The sequence below is a fragment of the uncultured Fibrobacter sp. genome, assembly GCF_947166265.1.
Classification (GTDB): Bacteria; Fibrobacterota; Fibrobacteria; order Fibrobacterales; family Fibrobacteraceae; genus Fibrobacter.
In genome coordinates, this window is record NZ_CAMVDO010000012.1 from 30,894 (window position 1) to 56,004 (window position 25,111).

24 protein-coding genes are annotated in these 25,111 nt (G+C 50.0%); 10 read left to right on the forward strand and 14 right to left on the reverse strand.

Annotated elements, in window-relative coordinates; all coding sequences use genetic code 11:
- Positions 1-31: 31 nt before the first annotated feature.
- The 5 genes from epsC to Q0W37_RS07850 form a co-directional block, all read right to left on the reverse strand.
- Complete coding sequence (gene epsC, locus Q0W37_RS07830) at positions 32-991, reverse strand: serine O-acetyltransferase EpsC (protein WP_297700388.1); 960 nt, start codon at positions 989-991, stop codon at positions 32-34.
- 124 nt (positions 992-1,115) lie between these two features.
- Positions 1,116-2,861, reverse strand: coding sequence for a SufS family cysteine desulfurase (locus Q0W37_RS07835; RefSeq protein ID WP_297700390.1), 1,746 nt, complete (start codon positions 2,859-2,861; stop codon positions 1,116-1,118).
- Positions 2,848-3,813 carry a family 2A encapsulin nanocompartment shell protein gene (locus Q0W37_RS07840; protein WP_173556593.1) on the reverse strand — a complete coding sequence of 322 codons (966 nt, stop codon included), beginning with the start codon at positions 3,811-3,813 and terminating at the stop codon, positions 2,848-2,850. Before Q0W37_RS07840 ends, Q0W37_RS07835 begins: the two co-directional genes overlap by 14 nt.
- Before the next feature lie 90 nt (positions 3,814-3,903).
- Positions 3,904-5,382, reverse strand: coding sequence for a ThiF family adenylyltransferase (locus Q0W37_RS07845; protein ID WP_297700392.1), 1,479 nt, complete (start codon positions 5,380-5,382; stop codon positions 3,904-3,906).
- 152 nt (positions 5,383-5,534) lie between these two features.
- Complete coding sequence (locus Q0W37_RS07850) at positions 5,535-5,915, reverse strand: M67 family metallopeptidase (protein ID WP_297700394.1); 381 nt, start codon at positions 5,913-5,915, stop codon at positions 5,535-5,537.
- Positions 5,916-6,114: 199 nt separating this feature from the next.
- On the opposite strand from Q0W37_RS07850, the gene Q0W37_RS07855 reads away from it, so the two are divergent.
- The 6 genes from Q0W37_RS07855 (at position 6,115) to Q0W37_RS07880 (ending at position 12,326) form a co-directional block, all read left to right on the forward strand.
- Complete coding sequence (locus Q0W37_RS07855; protein ID WP_297700397.1) at positions 6,115-7,422, forward strand: aminotransferase class V-fold PLP-dependent enzyme; 1,308 nt, start codon at positions 6,115-6,117, stop codon at positions 7,420-7,422.
- 35 nt (positions 7,423-7,457) lie between these two features.
- Positions 7,458-7,868, forward strand: a complete 411-nt coding sequence (locus Q0W37_RS07860) for a DUF4418 family protein (RefSeq protein ID WP_297700399.1) — start codon at positions 7,458-7,460, stop codon at positions 7,866-7,868.
- Positions 7,855-9,075 (forward strand): ABC transporter permease, encoded by a 1,221-nt coding sequence (locus tag Q0W37_RS07865; RefSeq protein ID WP_297700401.1) that lies wholly within the window; start codon positions 7,855-7,857, stop codon positions 9,073-9,075. Before Q0W37_RS07860 ends, Q0W37_RS07865 begins: the two co-directional genes overlap by 14 nt.
- Positions 9,072-9,785 carry an ABC transporter ATP-binding protein gene (locus Q0W37_RS07870; RefSeq protein WP_088658273.1) on the forward strand — a complete coding sequence of 238 codons (714 nt, stop codon included), beginning with the start codon at positions 9,072-9,074 and terminating at the stop codon, positions 9,783-9,785. The genes Q0W37_RS07865 and Q0W37_RS07870 overlap by 4 nt, the downstream gene beginning before the upstream one ends.
- Positions 9,786-9,937: 152 nt before the next feature.
- A complete protein-coding gene (locus Q0W37_RS07875) occupies positions 9,938-11,281 on the forward strand; it encodes an O-acetylhomoserine aminocarboxypropyltransferase/cysteine synthase family protein (RefSeq protein ID WP_283428690.1) in 1,344 nt (447 codons plus the stop codon).
- A 16-nt stretch (positions 11,282-11,297) separates the two neighbouring features.
- The gene (locus tag Q0W37_RS07880; protein ID WP_297700403.1) at positions 11,298-12,326 is read left to right on the forward strand and encodes an ABC transporter substrate-binding protein; all 1,029 of its coding nucleotides are present in this window, start codon (positions 11,298-11,300) and stop codon (positions 12,324-12,326) included.
- Between the two features lie 267 nt (positions 12,327-12,593).
- On the opposite strand, the gene metK is transcribed toward Q0W37_RS07880, so the two are convergent.
- Positions 12,594-13,784 (reverse strand): methionine adenosyltransferase, encoded by a 1,191-nt coding sequence (gene metK, locus Q0W37_RS07885; protein ID WP_297700405.1) that lies wholly within the window; start codon positions 13,782-13,784, stop codon positions 12,594-12,596.
- A 244-nt stretch (positions 13,785-14,028) separates the two neighbouring features.
- Between metK and Q0W37_RS07890 the strand changes: the two genes are divergently transcribed.
- A complete protein-coding gene (locus Q0W37_RS07890; protein ID WP_297700407.1) occupies positions 14,029-14,988 on the forward strand; it encodes a 50S ribosomal protein L11 methyltransferase in 960 nt (319 codons plus the stop codon).
- 15 nt (positions 14,989-15,003) lie between these two features.
- Positions 15,004-15,606: a dimethylsulfonioproprionate lyase family protein gene (locus Q0W37_RS07895; protein ID WP_297700494.1), complete on the forward strand. Its 603-nt coding sequence runs from the start codon at positions 15,004-15,006 to the stop codon at positions 15,604-15,606.
- 15 nt (positions 15,607-15,621) lie between these two features.
- Here Q0W37_RS07895 and Q0W37_RS07900 read toward each other — a convergent pair whose 3' ends face one another.
- Positions 15,622-17,046, reverse strand: a complete 1,425-nt coding sequence (locus Q0W37_RS07900) for a PLP-dependent aminotransferase family protein (RefSeq protein WP_297700409.1) — start codon at positions 17,044-17,046, stop codon at positions 15,622-15,624.
- Positions 17,047-17,186: 140 nt separating this feature from the next.
- Here Q0W37_RS07900 and pdxS point away from each other — a divergent pair, with 140 nt between their 5' ends.
- The gene (gene pdxS, locus Q0W37_RS07905; protein WP_163415294.1) at positions 17,187-18,065 is read left to right on the forward strand and encodes a pyridoxal 5'-phosphate synthase lyase subunit PdxS; all 879 of its coding nucleotides are present in this window, start codon (positions 17,187-17,189) and stop codon (positions 18,063-18,065) included.
- Positions 18,065-18,667, forward strand: a complete 603-nt coding sequence (gene pdxT / locus Q0W37_RS07910) for a pyridoxal 5'-phosphate synthase glutaminase subunit PdxT (RefSeq protein ID WP_297700411.1) — start codon at positions 18,065-18,067, stop codon at positions 18,665-18,667. Before pdxS ends, pdxT begins: the two co-directional genes overlap by 1 nt.
- Here pdxT and bioB read toward each other — a convergent pair.
- The 7 genes from bioB to Q0W37_RS07945 all read right to left on the reverse strand — a co-directional run bounded on the left by bioB (position 18,656) and on the right by Q0W37_RS07945 (position 25,106).
- Entirely contained in the window at positions 18,656-19,603 is a 948-nt protein-coding gene (bioB, locus tag Q0W37_RS07915) for a biotin synthase BioB (RefSeq protein ID WP_297700413.1), read from the reverse strand. The genes pdxT and bioB overlap by 12 nt on opposite strands.
- 9 nt (positions 19,604-19,612) lie before the next feature.
- A complete protein-coding gene (locus Q0W37_RS07920; protein WP_297700415.1) occupies positions 19,613-20,620 on the reverse strand; it encodes a DsrE/DsrF/DrsH-like family protein in 1,008 nt (335 codons plus the stop codon).
- A gap of 130 nt (positions 20,621-20,750) precedes the next feature.
- A complete protein-coding gene (locus Q0W37_RS07925; RefSeq protein ID WP_163437570.1) occupies positions 20,751-21,737 on the reverse strand; it encodes a guanosine polyphosphate pyrophosphohydrolase in 987 nt (328 codons plus the stop codon).
- A 116-nt stretch (positions 21,738-21,853) separates the two neighbouring features.
- On the reverse strand, positions 21,854-22,423 hold the full coding sequence (locus Q0W37_RS07930; protein WP_297700417.1) for an HD domain-containing protein: 570 nt from the start codon (positions 22,421-22,423) through the stop codon (positions 21,854-21,856).
- Between the two features lie 58 nt (positions 22,424-22,481).
- Positions 22,482-23,246: an ABC transporter permease gene (locus Q0W37_RS07935; RefSeq protein ID WP_297700419.1), complete on the reverse strand. Its 765-nt coding sequence runs from the start codon at positions 23,244-23,246 to the stop codon at positions 22,482-22,484.
- Entirely contained in the window at positions 23,243-24,058 is an 816-nt protein-coding gene (locus Q0W37_RS07940) for an ABC transporter ATP-binding protein (protein ID WP_163452660.1), read from the reverse strand. Before Q0W37_RS07940 ends, Q0W37_RS07935 begins: the two co-directional genes overlap by 4 nt.
- 7 nt (positions 24,059-24,065) lie before the next feature.
- Entirely contained in the window at positions 24,066-25,106 is a 1,041-nt protein-coding gene (locus Q0W37_RS07945; protein ID WP_297700423.1) for an ABC transporter substrate-binding protein, read from the reverse strand.
- Positions 25,107-25,111 lie beyond the last annotated feature (5 nt).

Consider the following 25,111-nt stretch of genomic DNA (forward strand, 5'->3'; position numbering starts at 1 on the left):
GAATACCGAAATCCGAACTCCTAATTCTGAATTAAATAATATAGTACCACACGTCGCTTTGCTTGAGTTCTTCAGTTTTGTGCGTTTTGTCGGTAGACACATAATCCATTTCAAGATTTTTCATGCTTACGCGGGTGTTTGCACCTACGGAGCTTGTGATAAATGCATTGCCGCCAATGACTGCATTTTCGCCCACGATAGTGTCTCCGCCGAGAATGGATGCCCCTGCGTAAATAGTGACATTGTCTTGAATGGTGGGGTGGCGTTTTTTACCGGAAAGCTTTTGGCCACCTCTTGTCGAAAGTGCGCCCAAGGTTACGCCCTGATAAATTTTCACGTTTTTGCCGATAACGGCGGTTTCGCCAATCACAATGCCCGTGCCGTGATCGATAAAGAAATACTTGCCAATGGTTGCACCAGGGTGAATGTCGATGCCCGTTTTGGAATGAGCATATTCGGTCATAAGACGAGGAAGCACAGGCACATGTAAAAGATAAAGTTCATGAGCAATACGGTAAATCGTTGTCGCCATAAGGCCAGGGTAAGCAAGAATGATTTCGTCAAGGCAGCCGGCAGCAGGGTCACCGTCGTAAGCGGCGTGCAAATCGGTTTCCAGAAATTCGCGGACCTGCGGAATATTCGCGAAGAATTCCTTGCAAATACGGTAGCTTTCAATCTTGCGTTCTTCCGATGTCATTGTGCCACGCAGTTTGCAATAATCCAAAGCGATCGCTACCTGCTTGTGAAGGTGGTAGAATGTATCTTCGATAATGACCGCGAAACTGTTTTTTGGATTGTATATCTTATGTGTGCGGTCCCTGAAATGCCCGGGATAAACCACCCTGATCAAGTTCTGTAAAATTGACTGGATCTCGGCCTGGTCGGGTCGATTATAAATATCGATATTGTCAATATGCTTATTGCCGTTGTAATCGTCGAAAATAGTTTGTACGGCTTTTGCTACTTCAGATTCTTGGATAAGTTCGTGCATAAGTGTGTGTGATGTAAGGGATAATTTTAGACGAAAGACGAGAGACGAAAGACGAGAGAAAAGATTTGTTTAAACATCTCTAGTCTCTCGTCTGTAGGTGCGAAGCGCCGTTCTTTCGTCTAACCTACGCGAACGTCTTCAGCGCCCTCACGAGTGCGTCGATGTCGTCCGGAGAGTTGTACAGCGCAAGCGTCGGGCGAACGGTTGTTTCGTAACCGAAATGCCTGAGCACCGGCTGTGCGCAGTGGTGACCTGTACGCACGGCAACACCGTAGGCGTCGAGCCTCTTGCCCACTTCTTCGTCGGAATAACCGTCGAGTTTGAAGGCGAGAGCAGAAGCCTTGTTGAGTGCCGTACCTACAAGGTGCAGACCCTTGACGGTCTTCAGTTCCTTGAGGCCATACTGCAACAGTTCATGTTCCCAGCGGAATACGCAGGGCATCCCGATTTCGGAGAGGTACTGGAGAGCGGCACCCAAGCCAACAGCGTCGGCGATGCTTCCGGTTCCTGCCTCGAACTTGTTCGGGATTCCGTTGTAGATGGTGCGTTCGAAGGTCACGTCGGCAATCATGTTGCCGCCGCCGTGGTACGGGCGAGCCGCTTCGAGCAATTCCTTCTTGCCGTAAACGACACCGATACCGGTCGGGGCAAACACCTTGTGTCCGGAGAACACGAAGAAGTCTGCGTCGAGGGCGGAAACATTCACCGGAATGTGCGCGATAGACTGTGCGCCGTCAATGAGGATTCTCACGCCGTGCCTGTGGGCAATGGCGATGAGTTCTTCAATCGGGGTCACGGTTCCGAGCACGTTCGAAACATGCGTCACAGAAACGAACTTGGTGCGCTTCGTGAATAGCGCCTCGTAATCGTGCAGCTTGAGCTGGCCGGTGGAATCGCAGGGGATCACCTTGATGATTGCGCCTGTTTCTTCGGCAATGAGCTGCCATGGCACGATGTTGGCGTGATGTTCCAGGATAGAGACGATGATTTCATCGCCCGGCTGGAGGGTCGGCTTCACGTAAGCATTCGCAACTAGGTTGATTGCCTCGGTGGTACCGCGCACGAATACGATTTCCTGCGAAGACGGAGCCCCGATAAAGTCGCGCACGATGTTACGGGCGTTTTCGTAGGCATCCGTCGATACGGCCGCGAGCGTATGGGCACCACGGTGCACGTTGGAGTTCTCGTTTTCGTAGTAGTACTTGAGGCGATCAATCACCACTTGCGGGCGTTGCGTCGTAGCACCGTTATCGAGCCAGACAAGCGGATGGCCGTTGACTTGCTTCGAAAGAATCGGGAAGTCGGCGCGAATCTGTGCAAGCGTCTTGGAACCGATGCGGATCGATTCGTTGCGGGAATTGGAGCCGCTATTTGCGTTGCCGGCCTTGTTCACGGAATCGCCGCCGAGAGATGTCGGAGCGTCTATCGGACGAGCGTTCTGTGCAGCCTGCGTCTTGGACACGACCTTCGGGGAGTAACCCTGTGCCGGTGCGGGAGCCGCCGGAACATCGCCGAACTGCGACACAAATTCCGCTTCGGGAACCGCAGGGGCTTCCACGGAATTGAGCCAGGTATCGGTGGAATTGCCGCCGTAGGCAAACGGTGCCGAAGAGGTCGGCTGGTCGCCATAGGTCGCAAACGGATGTTCCCAGTCGAATGCAGGAGTCTGGCTAATGGCTGCTGCCCCTTGGGCGGCACTCACTCCCTGAGCTGCAGAAGCGTTCTGCACTTCGGGTGCCGCGGGAGTTGCAGCATAAGCACTGTCCGTCAGGTCGGGAAAGTACTCATTTGCCAATTGCTCCAGTTCAGCCGCATTGGGAACTCCGGCGAGTTCTTCCAGCGATCTGGTATCTGGATTATTCGTAGTCATAGTATTCGCCAACCTCTACATCTTCAAGGACTGCAATAGCGTCGTCGGCAAGAATAGCCGCAGAGCAGTACAGGGAAAGCAGGTAAGAAGCGACGCCCTTGTTGTCGATGCCGCGGAAACGCACGGAGAGACCGCGAGAATGTTCATTCTTAAGACCTGCCTGGAAAAGTCCAATCACGCCGCGCTTGGCTTCGCCAGTACGCACGAGCAGGATGTTGGTCTTGCCGCCCTGGGACTTCGGATTCTTGAGGCCGTCTACAAGGAGCTTGTCGGTCGGGACCAGAGGAATACCGCGCCAGGTGAGGAACTTGCCGCCGGCAATGTCAATGACAACGGGCGGCACACCGCGGCGGGTACATTCGCGTTCGAATGCGGCAATGGCACGCGGGTGGGCGAGGAAGAAAGACGGTTCCTTCCAAACCTTCGAAATGAGTTCGTCGAGATCGTCCGGAGTCGGGCGGCCGTCATCGCGACGCGGCTGAATGCGCTGGGAATCGGCGATGTTCTTCAACAGACCGTAATCGTCGTTGTTAATGAGCTGGCTTTCCTGACGTTCGCGGAGCGATTCGATAGCGAGACCGAGCTGTTCCTGAACCTGGTCATATGGAGAGCTGTAAACATCTTCAATCGCCGTGTTCACGTTGATAATCGTGGAGATGGAGCTCAACTTGTATTCGCGCGGTTCGGTTTCGTATTCAACGTAGCCTTCCGGAATAATGTCGGTTTTCTTGGTCTGGCTGCAAAGAACATCGAGCGGGGTTTCGCCTTCTACGACCTTGTTCACGCGGAACAGGCCAGTTTCCAGGCCCTTGAATTCAAGGAACTTGGTCAGCCACTTCGGAGTGAGGGCACCGTATTGTGGCTTGGTCTTAGTGACGTTAGCAAGGTTATAGGCGGCCTTTGCACCAAGTGCATTGATGCCGACTTTTTTATCAGTAGTTTCATTTGCCATTTTGAGTACCTCTCTTGTTGTATGTGGCAAGTTGTTCTTGTTGTGATTTTACCTATAGATTTTATAGGAAAACAAATAAAAAAAAACTTATTACAGCCATGCTCCTTCATGCGAGAACATGATGTCTTTAATGGCGTCGATACCGCCTTTCAAATTGTAAAGAGGACCGGTGTAACCTGCTTCGCGCAAAGTGTTGATGGCAAGAACGCTGCGCTTGCCTTGCTTGCAGATGACGATGGTGTCCTTATTCGGATCTAGTTCCTTTTGCCTGCGGGCAAGCTGACCGATGGGAATCACAATGGCATTCGGGAAACGCAGAACCGCCCGCTCGTGGGGCTCGCGAACATCGATAATTGTCATCGGGTCGCTGTTTTCAATCTTCCTTGCGAGTTCTTCGGGCGTAAAGCCCTCCACCGGGATTTCATTTTCGGTCTTGAGCCCGCAAAGTTCATCGTAATCGATTTCTTCGATATCGGTAATGGTGTGTCTGTTTCCGCAAATGGGACAGTCTCTGCTGCGATCTACCTTTAGAATTCTTGATGTCAAATAAAGGCTGTCAATATGCAACAGTTTCCCATTCAAATGTTCGCCGATGCCTAGAATCAATTTAAGCGCTTCGTTTGCCTGGATGCTTCCCACAATGCCCGGAAGCGGGCTAATGGCGCCGCCTTCGGAACAGGAGGGAATGAGCCCTGCCGGCGGGGGCGACGGGTATTGGCATCGGTAGCACGGGCCACCGTCCAGATTGAAAATACCCACCTGACCTTCGAACTGATAAATCGCTCCGAACACGACAGGAATACCGTGCAGCGCACAGGCGTCATTAATCAAGTAGCGGGTCTTGTAGTTGTCGGAGCAGTCGACCACCAAATCGTAACCATCAATCTGTTCAAGAATGTTCGACGCATTAAGTTGCTCTTTTTCGGCAATAAATTCAATGTTCTTGTTGATGTTTTTTACCTTGTCTCTGGCAGAGGCAACTTTTGGACGCTTGAGATCGCGAGAACCATAAAGTACCTGACTTTGCAAGTTTTCCAGCGATACATCGTTAAAATCGACGACTTTAATGGTTCCGACTCCTGCCGCGGCAAGGTACTGGATTACCGCAGAACCGAGCGCGCCTGCACCCGCGACAAGGACTTTGGATGCCTTGATGCGCTTTTGCCCTTTCACGCCAATTTCTTTAAGCATCAAGTGCTTGCCGAATCGTTCCACTTCGCTGTCGTCGAAAGATACGCTTTTGCGGCGTTCATCCGAAATAAGGCTTTCGACAGCATGGTTTTTGGACTCTTCTATTGGTGCGCCACCGGCGATGGCTGGTAATAGCAGAATCTCGGTGTCGGCGGGTAGTTCTGCATCCCAAAGGGTGTCGATTACCAGCTTTTTGCCGTTGATATAAACTTGTATGAAATCCCTGAGTTTTTTGTTTTCGTCGTAAAACACATTTTGTGCTTCGGGATGCATATCCAAGAGAATGGCGAAAGCCTTTCTGATACAGCTTGCAGGAATTTCAACTTGGGGTGTTCCCCCAAGAAACTTTCTAAGTGTTGCAGATATGTATATTTTCACTTTACTCTCCGTACGTTAAAAGTGCGTATTGCGCAAAAAAATCCCCCCCCCCCGAGGGAGCCTTTGGGCAGGACGAAATATAGAACTGCATAATTTGTATGTCCAATACAATAATTTTATGCAGAATTATTAAAATTATCTATAGCGTAAGGCTAATTCTGAAAATATTGGATATCTGCTACACCATCTTTGGTTACCGAAAGAATGACGTAAACGAGGCCAGGAATCATATGGCGTCGATCCTGTTCCGAAAGGATTGCTTTGCAATCGGGGTGCGAATGGTAAAAACCGACAATTTCCAAATCGCTGCCTTCGATTTCGCGTTCCACTTGATAAAGGAACAAGGGGTCGATTTCGAAATGTCGCTGGATTTGTTCCCCTGTCGCCTGATTGGTCGCTTCGCGAATGTCGCTAACAGTAATGGCCCCGTCTATTTTGCCAATCAGAATTCCACAACACTCTTGTGGGTAGGCTTTCTGGGCGGCTAAAATGATCTGCTTCGTTGTTTTTTCGCAAAGATTGATGTTTGTCATAAGTAACAGTGCGTCAAATATAGGATGGCGATTTAGATATGTCTTGTCATGAATGAGAAAATGTTGATAAATCCCGATTGTGTTATCCCTTATATCCGGTGAGTTATAAAAAAAAGTGATAACAAACGCTAAAAATTAAGTATTGGACGCTATCAAAAACCGCTTCTATATTTGCTCTCGAAAAATTAAGGAGAGTATAATGTCAAACCAATTTTCTTTTGATACGCTTAAGTTGCATGCAGGCTATAACCCTGCTGAACACAACCACGCCGTTTCGGTACCCATTTACCAGACAACAGCGTTTACGCTCGACACGGTAAAGCGGAGCGACGACTTGTTCTATTTTGACAGCGCCGATGCGCTGTATACACGACTTTCTAATCCGACAACGGATGTACTTGACGCGCGCCTTACGGCACTCCACCCGGGAGCAACCGGTGCTGTCACGCTTTCTTCGGGCATGGCAGCGGTTACGTATTCGCTTTTGAACGTCACAGCAGGCAAAGGCAGAATCCTTGCAACAGCTCGTTCTTACGGCGGATCTTTCGATAGTTTCGAACAAATCTTCGGAGAGACGGGCGTCAAGTATGATATTGTGGAAAACCCTGACGATCCGACCAACTTTGAAAAGCTAATCAAGGAAGACACGAAGGTTATTTATATAGAATCCATAACGAACCCGAACGCAACCATTCTCGATATCGAAGCGATAGCCAATATTGCGCACAAGCATGGGATTCCGCTGATTGTCGACAACACGGTGGCAACCCCCTACTTGTTGAATCCGTTTGATTTCGGGGCCGATGTAGTCGTTTATTCGGCCACCAAGGGACTCACGGGTCATGGAAACGTGATTGCGGGTGCCATTGTCGAGACGAACAAGTTTAATTGGAAGAATGGAAAGTTCCCGCAGTTTGACGGGCAGCCGCATTTCTTGGTGTCGCAACAGGGCGTTCCCCGTAGTTTTTACGATGTATTCCCGGACACGCCCTTTACGGGCCGCATTCGTGCCATTCACCTGAATTACCTCGGCGGCGCCATCGCTCCGTTCAACTCCTACTTGGTGCTTCTTGGAATCGAAACCCTTTCGGAACGTCTTTCAAAATCGGTCAAGTCTGCCGAGAAAATCGTGGAATTCTTGGAAGGTCGCGAAGAAGTGGCCTGGGTCAATCATCCGCATGCCAAGAACAGCAAGTACAAGGCTCTCGCCGCCAAGTATTTCCCGAAGGGTGCTGGCGCAATTCTTAGCTTTGGCCTCAAGGCAAATGACCGCAAGACCATTATCAATTTCCTTGAAGCGGTTCAGGTATTTAGCTTCCAGGCAAATATTGGCGATGCAAAGTCACTGATTATCAATCCCTCGACCACGACGCATATCGAGCTTCCGCCTGCTGCGCAAAAGTTGGCCGACATTCATGCCGAAACCATTCGCTTGTCGATTGGGCTCGAAGACGTGAACGACTTGATTGCCGACTTGACGCAGGCTTTCGAAGCTATCGCAAAATAACTGAATATCGAAATAATTTAAAACAGGAGTGTACTATGAAACAGTACAAAGTATTTGTTGTTGCTAATCTTATTTTCGGCGTTTTGCTGATTGTGCTTACCAAGTTGATTTTGCCTGTTTGCCATCCGATTGGTGGCGGAACCATGAGTTGTGAAATTTCGACGACGGTAGATGCTTTTTTAGGACTTGCTTTGCTTGCAAATGCCGTCGTTGCTGCGGGGCTCCTTAAAAAGAAAGCACATCTCATTCTTTCTGCAGTAACGCTTGTGGTGGGTGTTTTTGTTTCGCTTGTGCCAACGGTAATTGTTGGAACATGCCAGCACGCTCAAATGGCATGTCACGTGATAACGGCTCCGGTGCTTGCTGTGTTTGGTGTGCTTATTGCGCTTTTTGCGGCGCTGAATTTGATTTACTTGAAACTGAGGAGGCGAAATGAACAAGACTGATTTGAATTTGATTATTGAAAATTACTTGCGAAACCCTTTCCGTAGTTTTGGGCTTTCACTTTTGATTGCTTTGCTCGCCTCGGTGCTTTTGGTGGGCGGGCTTTTGTCGTTTTCGCTTTCAAAGGGCCTGAATCGCCTTTCGTCTCGCTTGGGTGCCGACGTCATCGTGATTCCCCAGGGGAGCGAAATCAACGACCAGACTGTACTTTTGCAGGGAGATTCCAAGTATGCCTATTTGCCGCAGGGCTCGCTGGAATATATTCGTGGCCTTGACGGCGTAGAAATTGCGACGCCGCAGTATTTTTTGACCACGTTGAGTTCTAGCTGCTGCGATCAGAAGGTCATGATTATCGGTTTCGAGCCGGCTTCTGATTTTGTGATTCAGCCTTGGATTCACGAGGTCCTTACGGATAAACTCCCTAAGGGTGCTATCGTGGTGGGCGGCGACATTAGCGTGGGCGAGAAAAAGACCGTCAAGTTCTTTGACCATGAATACCCTGTGGCTGCCACCCTTGAACCGGTCGGCAACAAGTTGGACCAGGCCGTTTTTGTAGATGTGGCGACACTTGCCGATATCCGCGAGGCGGCTAAGGCCAAGGGCGTGATTTTCTTGCATCAGGATGTCAAATCCGAAGGTTCGGATTCGCCGATTTACTCCAGCGTTTTAATTAAATTGCGCGCAGGGGCCGATATCGAGCGCCTTTCTCGAGAAATTCATACCCGCTTTGACGGCGTACAAATTCGCACCCGCAAGGATTTGTTCTCGGGTCTTGAAAAGTCGGCGAACTTCTTGCAGATTGTGGTGTGGTCAATCGTGGCCCTTTTCTTGGTGATTGCGGTTGCCGCGATTGTGATTTCGTTTTCACTTTCGACTCGCGAACGCAGGCGTGAATATGCGCTTTTGCGAATTGTGGGTTATGCCCGCAAGCGCTTGAGGACTCTTGTGCTGGGCGAATCGCTGCTGGTTTCGGCGGTAGGAACGTACATTGGCTTGCTGCTTTCGAGCGTGGCGTTTTTCACTTTTAAAATTTGGATTGGCGAACATGTGAACGTGCCCTTTATTGTTCCTGGAAATGCCGAAATCGCCGCTGTTTACGCTGTGGTGGTTTTGCTTTTGCATTCGGTGGGGCCGGTGGCGGTTTTCGGCGTGGCAAATAAGGTGAGCAAGATTGATGCCTACGCTGCTTTGAGGGAGGTAGAACATTGATTTTAAACGTCTCTAATTTATATAAAACTTATACCCGCCGCGGCGAAGAATTCAATGCCGTCGAAGATGTTGAATTTTTTGCCTGGTCCGGCGATTTCTCGGTAATCTATGGCGAATCGGGAAGCGGAAAGAGTACGCTTTTATCGCTCCTTTCGGGAATTAATCGCCCCTCGCAGGGATCTATCATTTTTAATGGTGTTGATTTTGCAAGTTTGACAGATGCCGAACTTTCCGCGATTCGTAACGATAAAATCGGCTACATTCCACAAGAATCCGTTTTCTTGCCGCAATTTACCGTGCTTGAAAATATCTTCTTGCCGCGGGCGATTCGCGAGGGCAATAAGGTTGAGGTGAGGGATATTTCGGAATTGGTCGATATTGATATTCATTCAAAACTCGAAACTCTCGGCATTGCCCATTTGGTGAATGAAATGCCGGCGGAACTTTCGGGTGGCGAACTCAAGCGAGCCTCGATTGTGCGCGCTCTTGTTAATAATCCCGATATCGTGATTGCTGACGAACCGACCAGCAACCTTGACGAAACCAATGCCAAGATTGTCTTTGACCTTTTGGCGGAACTTGCGCAGTCGGGAACGTCGGTACTTGTGGCTACCCATGATCCTCGCGGCTTCAAGTATGGCGACCGCATTTACACCATGCACAAGGGGAGACTCTTGCCGAACGGTGAATCTGATTACGGCGGATTATAAATAAATCAATATTAAGTGATGTTGCCCTCGACTCGGTCGGGGGCATTTTCGTTATAAAAATTTTTGATAATTCCGCATAAAAACAAAGTATTAGAAAAACTGTAAGTCCCTTTCTATTTTTCGCATTGAAATTTATAAGGAGAGTGATTCACATGTCAATTAAAACATCGAAAAAGTCAAGTAAAATCTCAGCGGATGTTACGAATCCGGCAAATTGGAATTTCGGCACCAAGTGCTTGCAGGCGGGCTGGAAGCCGAAAGTGGGCGAACCTCGCGTATTGCCGATTTTCCAGTCAACCACTTACAAGTACGAAGACGTTGACGAGGTAGAACGTCTTTTCGCCCTCAAGCAGTCGGGCAATAAGTATACGCGTACGGGCAACCCGACGGTAGCGGCTTTTGAAGCAAAAATTACCGAGTTGGAAGGCGGCGTGGGCGCTGTCGCAACGGCTTCGGGACAGTCGGCCGTATTGCTCGCTATTTCGAATTTGGTCAAGGCAGGCGATCATATCGTAGCCTCTAAGGCGGTGTATGGCGGAACCTACACGCTGCTTGATGTTCGACTTTCTAAGCTCGGCGTTGAAACGACTTTTATTGACCCGGAAGCCCCTATTGCAGAACTTCGCAAGGCATTCCGCCCGAATACAAAATTGGTCTTTGGCGAAACGATTGGAAACCCGGCGCTTGGCGTTCTGGATTTTGAAAAGTTCTCGAAGCTTGCCAAGGAATTCGACGTGCCGTTCCTTGTGGATAACACGCTTGCAACGCCGTTCTTGGTGAAGCCCTTGAAGCATGGGGCGAATGTCGTCATTCATTCTGCAACCAAATACATTGACGGCCACGCCATCGCCTTGGGCGGTGTCGTGATTGATGGAGGCAATTACAACTGGAATAATGGAAAGTTCCCGGATCTTGTCAATCCCGATGCACAGTACGCGAATACTTCTTACACTGAAAAATTCGGCCGCGCTGCCTACATTGTCAAAGCCCGCGCCCAATTTTTGCGCGATTTCGGTGCTGCTCAGAGCCCGTTCAACGCGTTCCTTTTGAACTTGGGCCTTGAAACGCTCCATTTGCGCATGCCGCAGCACAGTTCTAACGCTTTGGCCTTGGCGGAATACCTCTCCAAGCACCCGGCAGTAAACTGGGTCAACTATCCGGCGCTCAAATCTAGCCCGAATAACAAGCGCATTCGTAAGTATTTCGATTACCAGGGCGGAAGCGGCGTGCTGACCTTTGGCCTCAAGGGAGGCAAGGCTGCCATTCGCTCGTTCGTGAAGGCTTTGAAAGTTGCTGCCTTGGTGGTGCATGTGGGCGATGCTCGCACAAGCGTGCTGCACCCGGCAACAAGTACTCATTCCCAGCTTTCGCCGAAGGATAGGCTTGCTGCAGGAATTCCTGACGACATGATTCGCGTGTCCGTCGGTATCGAGGATCCGCGCGACATTATCGCCGATTTTGAGCAGGCGATTAAAGCAAGTACAACAAAACATTAATCATAGGAGATTTTAAATGAAATTCATCCAAACATTACTATCGTTCGCAGCCACTTTCACTTTAGGTTTTGCACTCACCGCTTGCGAAGAAGAAAAAAACGAAAAGGCTGCCGCTACCAATGAATCTGCTTTTAAATACGGTACTGTCGAAATCCCCGTTTCCGATGGAACCCTTTGCATTGCGCCGTTCTTTGTCGCTAAAGAAAAAGGCTTCTTCGCCAAAGAAGGTGTCGATGTGAAATTCGTGTCGGCAAATGCGGAAACCCGCAAAATCGGGCTCAACAACGGAACCTATCCGATTACAAACTCCGACTTCGCCTTTTTCCAGTCCGTCGAAAATGGTGTGAACATCAAGGTGGTCGAAGGATTCCACGTCGGATGCATTCATCTGCTTGTTAAGAAGGGCTCGCCGATTCGCTCTGCGCTAGATTTGAAGGGCAAAAAGATAGCAGTGAATGCTATTGGTGCTACTCCGCACCAGGCCGCAACACTTTGGCTTGAAGCAAACGGAGTCTCTGCCATAAACGATGTGCAGTTCTTGCCCTACGCCGATGGCAACTTGGCGCTCGAGGCCTTGGAACGCGGGCAGGTCGAAGCGGTTTCGCTTTGGGACCCGCTGGGAAGCCTTGCCGCTGTTGACGGCCGCGCCGACGTACTGATGGATTTGGCGACTGACCCTGTTTTTGCAGGCCGCTATTGCTGCTTCTATTATGTTTCGGGCATCCTTCTGGAAAAGGAACCGGAAAAGATCAAGGCTCTCCTCCGCGCTCTCGAACAGGCTCACACCTGGATCAGCGAACACCCGGAAGAAACCGTGGAACTCATGCAGGCAGGCAAGCACTCCGCCATCGAAGACAAGGAATTCGCAACCGCACTCATCAAGTCTTACGAATACCAGTCTCCTGAGCAGAAAATCAAGAGTGGCCGCAACCTGAAAGCCGACTTGCACTACTTTGCAGACCTGCTGCATAAGGTCGGATACCTGCAGCTGAACGCCGACGAATTCACCGAAAAAATCTATCGCGAAGTCGACTGGCATAAGTAATAATTTGTACTCCTAAATTCCTGTGCACTACTCTCCGCGCAGGTACCCCCCGGCAACACATGTTGCCGGGGGTGTTTTTTTGCTAAGGTCCCTGAGCTCGGTTGGTGAGCCTGCCGAACCATGTCGAAGGGCCGAAGCGATGCCAAGGTGTCATTCTGAGCGAAGGCGTGAAACGCCGAAGTCGAAGAATCTAGGGCATTTTTATTCTGTGTACAAAAAAAGGCTCGTCAATGACGAGCCTTAATCTTTTTACTAGAGAGAGTTCGCTTAGACCTTTGCGAGCTTTTTTAAAGCAGCAGCCTTGTCCGTCTTTTCCCAGGTGAAGCGGGCGCCGGTGCGGCCGAAATGGCCAAGCGCTGCGGTAGCCTGGTAACCGGGCTTCTTCAAGTCGAGCATCTTCACGATGCCGGCCGGAGAAAGGTCGAAGGTCTTCTTCACGATTTCTTCAATCTTGCGATCATCAATCTTGCCGGTCTTGAACGTATTCACCAGCACAGACACCGGCTTGGAATAACCGATGGCGTAAGCGAGCTGCACTTCGCAACGGTCTGCAAGGCCTGCGGCAACGATATTCTTAGCCACATAGCGTGCGGCGTAAGCGGCGCTGCGGTCCACCTTGGAGGGGTCCTTTCCGCTGAATGCACCACCACCGTGACGGCCCATGCCGCCGTAGGTATCCACAATAATCTTACGACCCGTCAGGCCGCAGTCACCGTGCGGGCCACCAATCACGAATTTACCCGTCGGATTGATGAGGAAGCGAGTCTTCTTGTCCAAAAGCTTTGCGGGAATCACCTTCTTGATAAGCTTTTCGATGATTTCCTTTTCGATGGTAGAATGCTTGAGTTCCTTGCCGTTCACGAATTCATCGTGCTGGGTGCTGACCACCACGGTATCGACGCGTACGGGCTTGTCGTTTTCGTCGTATTCGACAGTCACCTGAGATTTTGCATCGGGGCGGAGCCACTTGACTTTGCCGGATTCGCGGAGGTTCTGGATTTCTTCCATGAGCTTGTGAGCAAGGCTAATCGGAAGCGGCATCAGTTCCTTGGTTTCATTTACTGCGAAACCGAACATCATGCCCTGATCTCCTGCGCCCTGCTTGTCATCTTCTTTGCCTTCGGCGGCCTTGGCGTCAACACCCTGAGCAATATCGGGAGACTGCTTGTCCACTGCAACGAGCACGGAGCAGCCCTTATAATCAAAAGCAAGTTCCGGGTTCACATAGCCAATACTCTTGATTGTCTTGCGTGCAATTTGTTGGTAATCGATAACGGCTTTCGTAGAAATTTCACCGGAAATCACGACGAGGCCAGTGTTGGCGAGCGTTTCGCAAGCCACACGGCTGTTCGGGTCCTGGGCGAGGCAGGCGTCGAGAATTGCATCCGAGATCTGGTCGCAAACTTTGTCGGGGTGTCCCTTTGACACCGATTCAGAAGTAAAGAGATAATGTGCCATTGTGTAAGGCTCCTTTTGTTAACAGCACCGAAAAGAACGTCGCATTTTTGAGCATTCCCAAGCGCTGAAAAAACGTGGTTTGAATTTATATGCATAAATCTACATAAATGCATAAACTTTGTCAAGAAAAAACGGACTTTTTACTTATACAAAAAATTGATAGCAAGCGCTAGAAATTTTGTATTGGACGCGGCTATAGTCCACATCTATATTTGCACTCAAAAAAAAGTGAGGCAACCTATAAATGAGTATTTTAGTCGACGTTAAAAAGTATCTGGCTTTAGAAGAAGCTCCGAAACATGTTCAAGATTATCTTTCCGTGGCTGTAACGGATCACGCCTATTTGCCAAAGACCGAAGATATTACTAGCGATTGGGTGGCTTACATCGCGGCACCTGCATTCAAGCTGATCCGCGAGAACCTGCGGCACGATGTGGAAGCGTTCGCTTCAATCGGTACGGGTTCCGGCATCGATGTCCTGACGGGTATAGAACTCTTGGGGGCCAAGCGCGTAGGCTTTACCGACTTGCAGAAAAGCGTAGTAGATGCCGCCGCCGAGAACATCAAGAAGAATTTGAAGGATGCAGATTCAGTGAAACTTGAATTTGGTGCGGGCGATCTTCTGCAACCTCTTGAAAATGGCAAGCGCCGTTACGACGTGATTTACGAGAACCTGCCCAATGTTCCGCTAACAGATAACACCAAGATTGAAGACAAACGAAACAGCGGCCATTACCTGGAAAAGCGCGTCGAAGTGATTCCGGAATTTGTGCATGAACAGATGCTGGATTTGCATTACTTAGCGCTCAAGCAGGCCCGCGATTACTTGGCCGACAAGGGTGCCGTCTATTCGACACTCGGTGGCCGCGTACCGCTCAGTGCATTTATCAAGCTCGGCGAATTGGCTGGCCTTTCTTCTGAAATCTTTACTTATTCCTGGAAGGTGCAGGCGGAACCCGAAGACGTGATTTCGGGCTACGCCGCTCAAGAAAAGGCGGGGCTCGGGCCGTTCCGATTCTACCGCGCAAGCGACTTGCAAAAAGCATTCGCCAACATTTCGGTGAAGGAATCCGGCAAGAACGCTTTCGAAATCGAGAAGTCGCTGGAATCTTCGAAACTTACCGCTAAAGAAGCTTACGAAGCATTCCTAAAGGGCGAAGTGATCGGCCATACGGTTGCCGTACTGAAATCAAGCTTGAAGTAAAACGAGTGTATTTTGATGCAAGATTTTATCGCCCATTTAATTGAAGAATCGAAACGCTTTCTGAATGAACGCGCCCAAATTGACGACGATATCGGTCAAGAAGCGGCCAAGTTTGTAGCGCGTGAAATCCCTGCCCCGAGTGGGACTTTCGAAAAAAGCGATTCTCCGCTGATTCGCTGGATTGAAGAGGCGATTCAATTTGGTAGCCCCGAAACGGAGCGTGTACTGAATGCGCTAAAGCCTGCACTCCCTTTTTTGCCGTGGAAATATAATTACGAGCCGCGCCCCGATATGCCTGATTTGGGAAATCAAATGGGCTGGGGCGAAATTCTCGGCCCCGAAGCGCCGTTTCATGACGATCATTTTTGCTACGGGTTTACGCTCCTTGGCAAGAATACGTTTTACCCGGCGCATTATCACCCTGCCACGGAGCTTTACGTGGTGCTTTCGGGCCATGCCGAGTGGACTTTAGACGGCGTTTCAAAAGTCCGCAATCCGGGTGAATTTATTCTGCACCCGTCAAACCACGTACATTCCATGCAAACAAAAGACGAACCGTTGCTTGCGCTTTACACGTGGAGCGGCGAAGATGTCGTGACTCTCTCAAAGTACGTGTGATTGAAATAATCCTTTTTAGTCGCACAGGCTCGCAAGTATCTGCACCGCTTTTTGCATGTTCGTTTTATCGACCGACGAATAGTTCACGACAAACCTGTGCTGTGACGGCTTCGCCTCAAAATAATACTCCGAAAGGGCGCGGATGTTTACCCCGCGAAATCGGGCGCGGTTGCAGAATTCAATATCGGAACATTTCGTGTCCACTTCCAAGATAAAGTGGAGTCCGGCATTTTCTTCGTAAATTCGGGCGACATTTGAAAGTTTGCTTTTGCGGATAGCCAACAGGAGCATATCGCGCTTGGCTCGGTACAGATTGCGCATGCGATTGATGTGCGTCTCGTAGTAACCGAGATCGATGAATTTTGCCATTACATATTGGTCTAGGTTCGAAACCGTACACGAATAGAACGAAAGTTTGTTATGGAATTTCTCGGCAAGATGCGGCGGGAGCACCATATAACTGAGGCGAATCGCAGAAGTCATCGTTTTGGAAAAGGTATTCAGGTAAATCACCTTCTCGGTGACATCGATGTTCTGTAATGCGGGGATGGGCTTTCCGGTCATGCGGAATTCGCTGTCATAGTCATCTTCAACGATGTAGCGATTGGGGGATTCGGCAGCCCAACTGAGCAGGCGATAGCGTTCGCCGACAGGCATCACCATCCCGGTCGGGAAATGGTGCGCCGGCGAAATATGTACGACATCGACGTCGGATTTCTTGACGGAGTCTACGAAACTTTCTGCCGCAATGGGAATGTGACTCACCTTGACGCCGTATTGGCTGTACAGTTTTGATATTTTACTCCATCCCGGGTCTTCTACGCCATAGCACTTGTCAAATCCGAGCAATTGTACTAGCAAACCATAAAGGTAATCGGTTCCGGCGCCAATGACAATCTGTTCGGGCGATACCTGGATATTTCTGAATTCGCGGAGCATGCGGGCAATGGCTCGGCGAAGTTCTAGCGAGCCCATTCCCGGAGAAACTTGCAGCAAATCATTTTGCCTTTCGCAAAGGACCTCGCGAGTGATTTTTGCCCAAGTGGTAAAGGGGAACGCCTCGATATCGGAACCGTTACTTGCAAAGTCGGCAATGTATTTCGGGTTGATATGTTCTGACTCGTCGGTGAGTTCTGCTCGGAGCCTGCGGGTACGCGGCATCTTGCGTTTGCGTTGAGCACAGGGTTCCGCCGTTGCGTTGATGTCTACGACAAAGAAGCCTTTTTTAGGGAGCGAGTAAATGTAGCCTTCGGCGAGGAGCTGGGCGTAAGCGTTTTCAACCGTCACGACGCTAATGCCAAGATTCTGCGCAAGATTACGTTTAGAAGGGAGCTGTTCTTCGGCAAGGACGTTTCCGCTTACGATATCTTTTTTGATGCATTGGTAAAGGTAATGGTAGAGGCTGTTTGCTCCCGCTTTGGACATATCGTAAGTGAACATGAAACTGACCTTATTAGTATTGCTAATCTGATATTTAACTGACCTTATAAAAATAGTAAAAAACTGAATATTGTGCAGGTCAAGCGAATGTTTTAAATTACAGCCTGAAATTAAACCATTCCACAACCAAGGAGATTTACATGTCTGACCAGAATCGTTACGAACTCAACAAGAACCTTGCCCAAATGCTCAAGGGTGGCGTCATTATGGATGTGACAACCCCCGAACAGGCCAAAATTGCCGAAGCCGCTGGGGCCGCCGCCGTGATGGCATTGGAACGCATTCCTGCCGACATCCGTGCCGCGGGCGGTGTATCGCGCATGAGCGACCCCAAGATGATTAAGGGCATTCAGGATGCAGTCTCTATCCCGGTCATGGCCAAATGCCGTATTGGCCACTTTGCCGAAGCGCAAATTTTGCAGGCTATCGAGATTGACTACATTGACGAAAGCGAAGTGCTCTCTCCTGCCGACGACATTTTCCACATCAATAAGCGAGAATTTGATGTGCCGTTCGTTTGCGGCGCGAAGGATTTGGGCGAAGCGCTGCGCCGTATCGAAGAAGGCGCATCGATGATCCGTACCAAGGGCGAGCCGGGTACGGGCGACATCGTCCAGGCCGTACGACACATGCGCCTGATGAACCAGGAAATCGCCCGCATTTCGAGCATGCGCGAAGACGAACTCTTTAACCGTGCCAAGGAACTCCAGGTGTCGTACGACCTGGTGCGCTTCGTTCACGACCACAAGAAACTCCCCGTGGTGAACTTCGCTGCCGGTGGTGTCGCCACCCCCGCCGATGCCGCCCTCATGATGCAACTCGGTGCCGAAGGCGTTTTCGTAGGCTCCGGAATCTTCAAGTCGGGCAACCCCGCCAAGCGTGCCGCCGCCATTGTGCAGGCAGTTACCAATTACACCGATGCAAAGCTTATCGCCAAGCTCTCTGAAGACTTGGGCGAAGCCATGGTCGGTATCAACGAACAGGAAATCGCGCTGCTGATGGCCGAAAGGGGAAAGTAATGGGAATTAACAAACCGCAAATTGGCGTACTCGCGGTGCAGGGGGCGTTCATTGAACATGAACGTATCCTCAAATCGCTGGGCGCCGAAGTATTTGAAATCAGGCAGTTACGCGACCTTGACCGCCATTTAGACGGTCTCGTACTCCCCGGTGGCGAAAGCACCGTGCAAGGGAAACTGCTCCATGACTTAGGGCTTTTCGAGCCTCTTCGTAAAAAGATTGTCGAAGGCCTGCCCGTACTCGCAACATGTGCCGGCGCAATCCTCCTTGCCGAAAAAATTGCAGGCGAAAACAAGGCGCATTTCGCGACACTCCCCGCCATTATTCGCAGAAATGCTTACGGAAGGCAGCTTGGCAGTTTCTTTACGGAAAACGAAGTCGCGCACGTCGGAAAGGTTCCGCAGACCTTTATTCGCGCGCCCTTCTTTGAATCGGTCGGCGAAGGCGTCGAAGTCCTTTCGCGTACGGCAAGTTCGAATACTGCAGATGCTCCCGAGCAAATCGTTGCCGTTCGCTACAAGAACCAGATTGCACTTTCGTTTCACCCGGAACTCAATAGCGACACAAGTATTCACCAGTATTTTTTGAAGCTAGTGGGATGATTCGCTTTCCACTTGCCAGGTGAAGCCTGCCGCCTCGATAGTGCGGAATGTTTCTTCGAGGCTCTGGCCGCCTTCGGTGAGGTAGCCTGACGCAAAAATAGAGTCGGCTACCTTGAAGAGCGTCTTTTCGTGACCCTTGAAATACACTTCGCGGCCGGCGGCGCAGCGGATATCCGATTTCGGAAGCATGAGACGCGCAAGGCAAAGCACCTTGATGCAGTATTCGGGCGTCAGTGCCGAAATGTCGCGCTCCGCAAGGCGTGTGCCTTCTACCGGCAACAAGAAGTTGATCGGCACCGAGTCCGGATTAATCTCCAGCAGTTCAAAAAGCATGTCCACCACATCTTCGGGCGTTTCGCCCATGCCGATGATGCCGCCGGAGCAAATTTCAAAGCCGAGGCCCTTCAGCATTTTCAGGTTGTCGATGCGTTCCTGGTAAGTGTGCGTGGTGCAGATGCTCGGGTAAAAACGACGGCTGCTGTTCAGGTTGTGATTGATGCGGTTGAGGCCTGCCTCTTTGAGAATCAACGCCTGCTTTTCGGTCAGGAACCCGATGGAACAGCAGATTTGCGTATCGTTCTTTTTCATCTTGCGGATGCGCTCGGCAAGTTTTTCGATATCGTCGTCTGCAAATCGGATGCCGCTGAGCCCGATACAGTGCCTCGCCAAATGCATTTCGTCAACGAGATCGTTGTCGCCATACAGCTTTTTGTCTTCTACATAACGATACTTTTCAATCGGAGCTGCAGAATCGCGCGACTGGGCACAATAGGCGCAGTTCTGCGTGCAGTTTCCGCTGCGGACATTGGTGAGCAACTGAATGCTTACGCGGTTGCCTTTGTACTTGGTACGCAGCTGATATGCCTGTTCAATAAGATTCGGTAACGAATCTGCGTTCGCGTTCAAAATTTCAAGAGCGGCTTGTCTGTTTATCATAACGGGACCTTAAATAAAATACGTCAAGTCGGACTTTTCGGTGGAGCCGAGCATGGTCGCAACGCCGCCAAGTTCCACGCCGTCAATCAGCTCTTCGGCAGTGATGCCCATGAGTTCCATCGACATCTGGCAGGCGACAAACTTCACGCCCTTCTGCCTTGCGCTTTCAATAAGTTCTTCTAGCGAAGAAACGCCGTTCTGCTTCATGACCGCGCGAATCATCTTGGCGCCGATTCCGCCAAAGTTCATGCGCGAAAGCCCGAGCTTCTTGGAACCGCGGGGCATCATGAATCCAAACATTTTTCCGATGAGCGATTTCTTGACGCGCACCTTTTCGGGCCTGCGCAAAATGCTTACACCCCAGAAGGTAAAGAACATCGTGACCGGGCGGCCCATCGCGGCAGCACCATTCGCCATAATGAAAGAGGCTATCGCCTTATCCAAATCGCCGCTGAATACGACAAAAGTCTTGCCGTGCTCAAAATCTTTTTTTTCGAGAGACTGGGGCGCATTCCGTTTCACGATGGTCGCATAGATTACGCCGTCTTTTTCGATGAGCGATTTCAACTCGTTGCCGGTACGCTGGCACCAGACTTCCACATCCGAGAAAAATGCTTTCTCGGTCGCTTCCACCTGGACTTCTTCGCCAACGGCCACGCTTTTGACCGCTTCGTCCACCTTCACGATGGGGCCCGGGCACTTGAGGCCCTTGGCATCCACGAAATGCACTTTCGGGACAGCTTCAAGCCCGCCTTCTACATTGTACACGTCGTAATCGCGATCGGCGAGAATTTCGGCAACCTCTTCGGAACGATCTCCCGTAGAACAGAACACGTAAACAGGCTTGTCTTTCGGAATACTGTCTATCTTCTTGGACAACTCAAAAAATGGAATTAGAATAGCCCCACTTACGGGACGTACAATGGACTCGCTCGGTTCGCGAACATCCAACAAGGTTGAGTTTTTGGAATCAATCTTGTGAAAATCTTTTGCAAGAATTTTTTTGACTTCGGACATTTTATCGTATAGAAAAAAATTTAATGACGGCAACTCACAGATTTAACGATATGATACACAAAAATAAAAATTGCACCTAAACGGTGCAATATTTCGGGATATACATTTTTTTTATAGCTTTTCAATCAAATCAGTCAATCAAATCATTCTGGAAGCGCGATAGATGCTCGAACGGCAAAATTTGCCGACCGCGGAAAAGACCGCAACCGTCGTTTATTAGCTGGTTGTTGATAGCCTTGAACATGTTCACGTCTACATTCGCGAGCTCGATTTCCTGCAATTTTGTCAGGCGTTCGTAAGCCTCGTCAAAATACACGCATTCGCCGCTCGGAATCTCGTCGTGCTTGCTGCGGCGCGCCTCTTGCGTTTTCTCATAGCCAAAATGGTTCGCCTCGCCGATTTCGGCAAAGTCATCCATGTCCTTGGTGCGCAACTGCACCTCGGTAAAGCAGCGGGCTAGATTGTCGTAGAAAATAATATGCAGCGACTGGTAGCCCGAACTCCTCGGGAATGCCACCGAATCGTGGTAATACGGCCGCACTTGTTCATTCAACAATTCCGAATGACCGTCTTCCGTGTACTTCGTGATCTCTGCCGTAAAGCCGCGCTCTTCCAAGAATTCCGGCAGCACGTTCGCGATTTCGTACAGATACTTTTCTTCTACTTCGCGGCGATTCTCGCCCTTTTTAATGTGGCAAACCGGCATCGAAATCACAATGCGGTAAGCAATCAAGTCGCGAAAGTTCAGCTTGCTCTTGATTTCGGCTTCTGTCGGGAACTTCCCGTTTTTTTTGTAGTAGCCGTAAATGTATTCAAGGATGTATCCATTGAATTTTTCTTCGGCGCGAATCAGCGACTTAATGCGACCCTTGAAAGTAAAAGCCAAGAACGGGTATTCCCGCGTCATGAACTTGTAGAATTCCTTGATCCGCTGAGACTGCGAAGTCAAAAAGTCATTGTGCTCCAGCAATTCAATAATCTGAATCAGAAAATTCGAATGCGCAAGGTCGATGCTGTTGCGCGTTTCCTTCGCACCATTCCTGAGGTCGTTAGAATACTGGTGCAAAATTTTCAGCACCGTGTTTCCGGAATACAAGTAGTCGTTCAGCGTAATCATATTAAATCCTGCGCCCCATAGAATGCAAAAAATATGCCAAAGCTCTTTCGCAAGATACTTTGGCATTTTTCGTTACAGTTTTTGGAAAGCTTTACGGATTATGAATAGCGTCGTAATTACGCGGCGTTCCCTGCTAGGCCGATTTCGGCGGCGTGTTCGCGCATGCCCTCGATGCAGATGGCGGCGACGTCTTTCACGTCCATGCCGAGCAGGGCGCAGCCTTTCAGGATGTAGTCGCGGTTGCACTTGGCGGCGAATTTCTTGTCCTTGAACTTCTTAATGAAGCTTTTCACTTCCAGATCCAGGATGCCGTTGGGGCGCATTCTCGCGCAGGCCTGGATGATTCCGGTGAGTTCGTCGACGGTGAACAGGCTCTTTTCCATGTTGGTCTTGGGTTCCACCTGGTTCACGATTTCAAAGCCGTGTGCCAAAATGGCGCGCACGTCTTCTTCGGAGACGCCCTGCGCGAGCAGTTCCTTTTCGGTGTGCTGCAGGTGTTCTTCGGGGAATTCCTGGTAGTCGTAATCATGCAGATAGCCCACGGCTTGCCAGTGTTCAACGTCTTCGCCGAAGTGTTTGGCCATGGCGCCCATGGCGTAGCATACGTTGAGGGAATGGATGACCAGCGATTCTTCGGTCACGTGGCCCTTGCTGATTTCTTTTGCGCGTTCGACGGTCAGGCTCATTTTAAATCTCCAATTTTCACCGCCAATATAAATATTTTTGAAGTGTTACTAATCATGACTAATTCGCTTTTGTCCAGAACAGGAGCTTGCGTTTAACAAGTTCAAACAGTTCCATAATCGCAAGCACCACAATGCCTGTCCAGAGAATGCCTGCAACCATGTTGGGGTAATCGGAATAGTCCGCGTAAAATTGCACAAAGTGACCGAGCCCCGTATTTTCGCCGAAAAGTTCAGCCACGGTGAGCATGATGAACGAAAGCCCCATACCTACAGATAGTCCCGAAAATATCGAGGGAAGGCTTGCTACAAGGGCGATTCTCCACAAGTATTCAAACTTTCCGATTCCGATGATGGCGGCGTTACGCTTGTATTTTTCGGGGATTTCGGCGGCGCCGGCAGCCGTATTCAAGTAGATGGGCCAAAAGGCGGCAATAAAAATGATGAATGTCGAAGACAGGTAGAACGTCGGAAGAATCGCTATCGCGTAAGGAATGTAGACGTTGGGGGGAATGGGGGCCGCAAACCTGGAAATAGGTTTTAGCATGTTCGATACCCATGGAACGGAACCGGAAACAATTCCGATAGAGATTCCGACAATCGATGCCACCAAATATGCGGGGACAAGTTTCAAGAGGGACGCTCCCGCACTGCGCAAAAGTTCTTCACGTGAATCAAAGAGGGCCTTAAATATCGCCTTAGGAGACGGGAACAGGTATTGACTGTCCCATTCCGGGCCGCAACTGATCAGCAGCCAAATTCCTAACAAGAAGAGAAGAAAAAGGATTCCTGAAAACTTGGATAAGTATTTTGTAAAGGTTCTCATATGCTGGCACCTCCTTGTACAATGTGGCCTAGTTTTTCAAGGATGTCCTTGTGGTAGGCGTCTTCAATAGTTGCAATGGTTTCTTGGACTTTTTCGTTGCGGAACCAGTCGCCACGATTCTTCTTTACCGGGAAATCAAGCGGGATGTCCGCAATGATACGTCCCGGGGTCGAGCCTAAAACGATAATGCGGCTCCCGAGATAAACGGCTTCGCGAATGTCGTGTGTTACAAACAATGTTGTAATCGGCCGGTCTTTGACGCCGCGGCAAAGTTCCAGCACTAAATCCTGGAGGCTTGCACGGTTTACGGGATCGAGAGCGCCAAAGGGTTCGTCTAAAAGAAGGGCGTCAGCGCTGACACTTAAGGCGCGCGCTATGGCTCCGCGCTGGCGCATTCCGCCCGAAAGTTCAAAGGGGTATTTATGCAGGCTTCCTGAAAGTCCCACCAAATTCAAGTATTCTTCTGCTAAATTTTTGGCGTAACTTGTCTTCAGTTTTTTTGTCTTTTTAATAGCGAGCGTCACATTTTGGAGAAGGGTAAGCCAAGGGAAAAGGGTGTAATCCTGAAAGACTACACTCCTTTCTGCAGAAGGCTTTTCGATTTCTTTTCCTTTCCAGTAGACATGCCCCTCGCTCGGCTTGGTAAGCCCAGCGAGAAGGTTTAGCAAAGTGGTCTTGCCACTACCGCTTTCGCCTAGCAGGCATACGAATTCTCCTTGGTTGATTTTCAAGTTGATGTCTTTCAGGATGGCCCTGCCATCGTACGAAAAACCGAGATTCGTTGCTTCAAAACCATTTTGCTTTGTTGTCATACTTTCCTTAGTTCCTGGACTTGAAAATATTTTCTGCCTTGGCGTAGAATTCGGACTTGGGATTTTCCTTGCGAAGTTCTGCAATGGCGGCCTTGTAGAAATCCGTGCGTACGTATTCAGAGACTTTCTTGTCGGACTTGATGAATTCTGCATCTTTCAAGAAATCCCAGAAGAATTCGACACCCTTCACGTTCGGGTCCGTATCCTGCGTGACGTGCCCGCTGTAGAACGCCTTGTTGACAAGAGCGGTATCAAGCTTGATCCACTTGGCAATAATTTCCACACTCTTCTTGTGGTCATTTTGCACCAGTTCTTCGGCTTCAAGCAGAGACTTGACCAAACGCTTATAGACATCTTCGCGACCGTCAATCTTGCGGAGCGAGGCAATTAAGCGGCAGCAAATATGGCCAGGGTTGATGTCCTTACTGCGGAGCACTACGGAAAGGCCTGCTTCTTCGGCGCGGAGGTCGTGCGGACCCCAAGTGACACCTGCGTACACGCTGCCGTTTTTTACAGCTTCGATCACTGCAGGCGGGTTCTTGAGTTCAACAATGGTCACGTCCTTGTGCCAGTCGATACCTTCTTTCTTAAGGCCACCGCGAACGATGGCATCGGCAGTGCCCAAGCGAATGGTAGCGATTTTCTTACCCTTGAGGTCGCTCAACTTCTTGACGGAACCAGCGTTTTCTTTGCGGGTAATGACGGCCTGGTCACCACCCATGATGCCACCAATCACGCGGATGTCGGCACCCTGCGAAATGTGAATAAGCGGAGCGAGCGAACCGAATGCGCCTGCATCGAGTTTACCTGCGCGGACAGCGGCAATGCCGTCGCCGGAATTCGAAAATTCAACGAGCGTTACGTCAAGGCCGTTTTTCTCGAAAATGCCAGCATCTTTAGCGATAAAGAATTTTCCTTGACCTGTAGAAGACAGGTAACCGATGGAAATCTTGTCTGCGGCGGTTGCAGAAGTAGCGCAGGCGAGGCTAAAGAGGATTGTGAAAGCAATTCGATTGCGGATTTTATTGAAAATTTGTTTCTGATTCATTATTC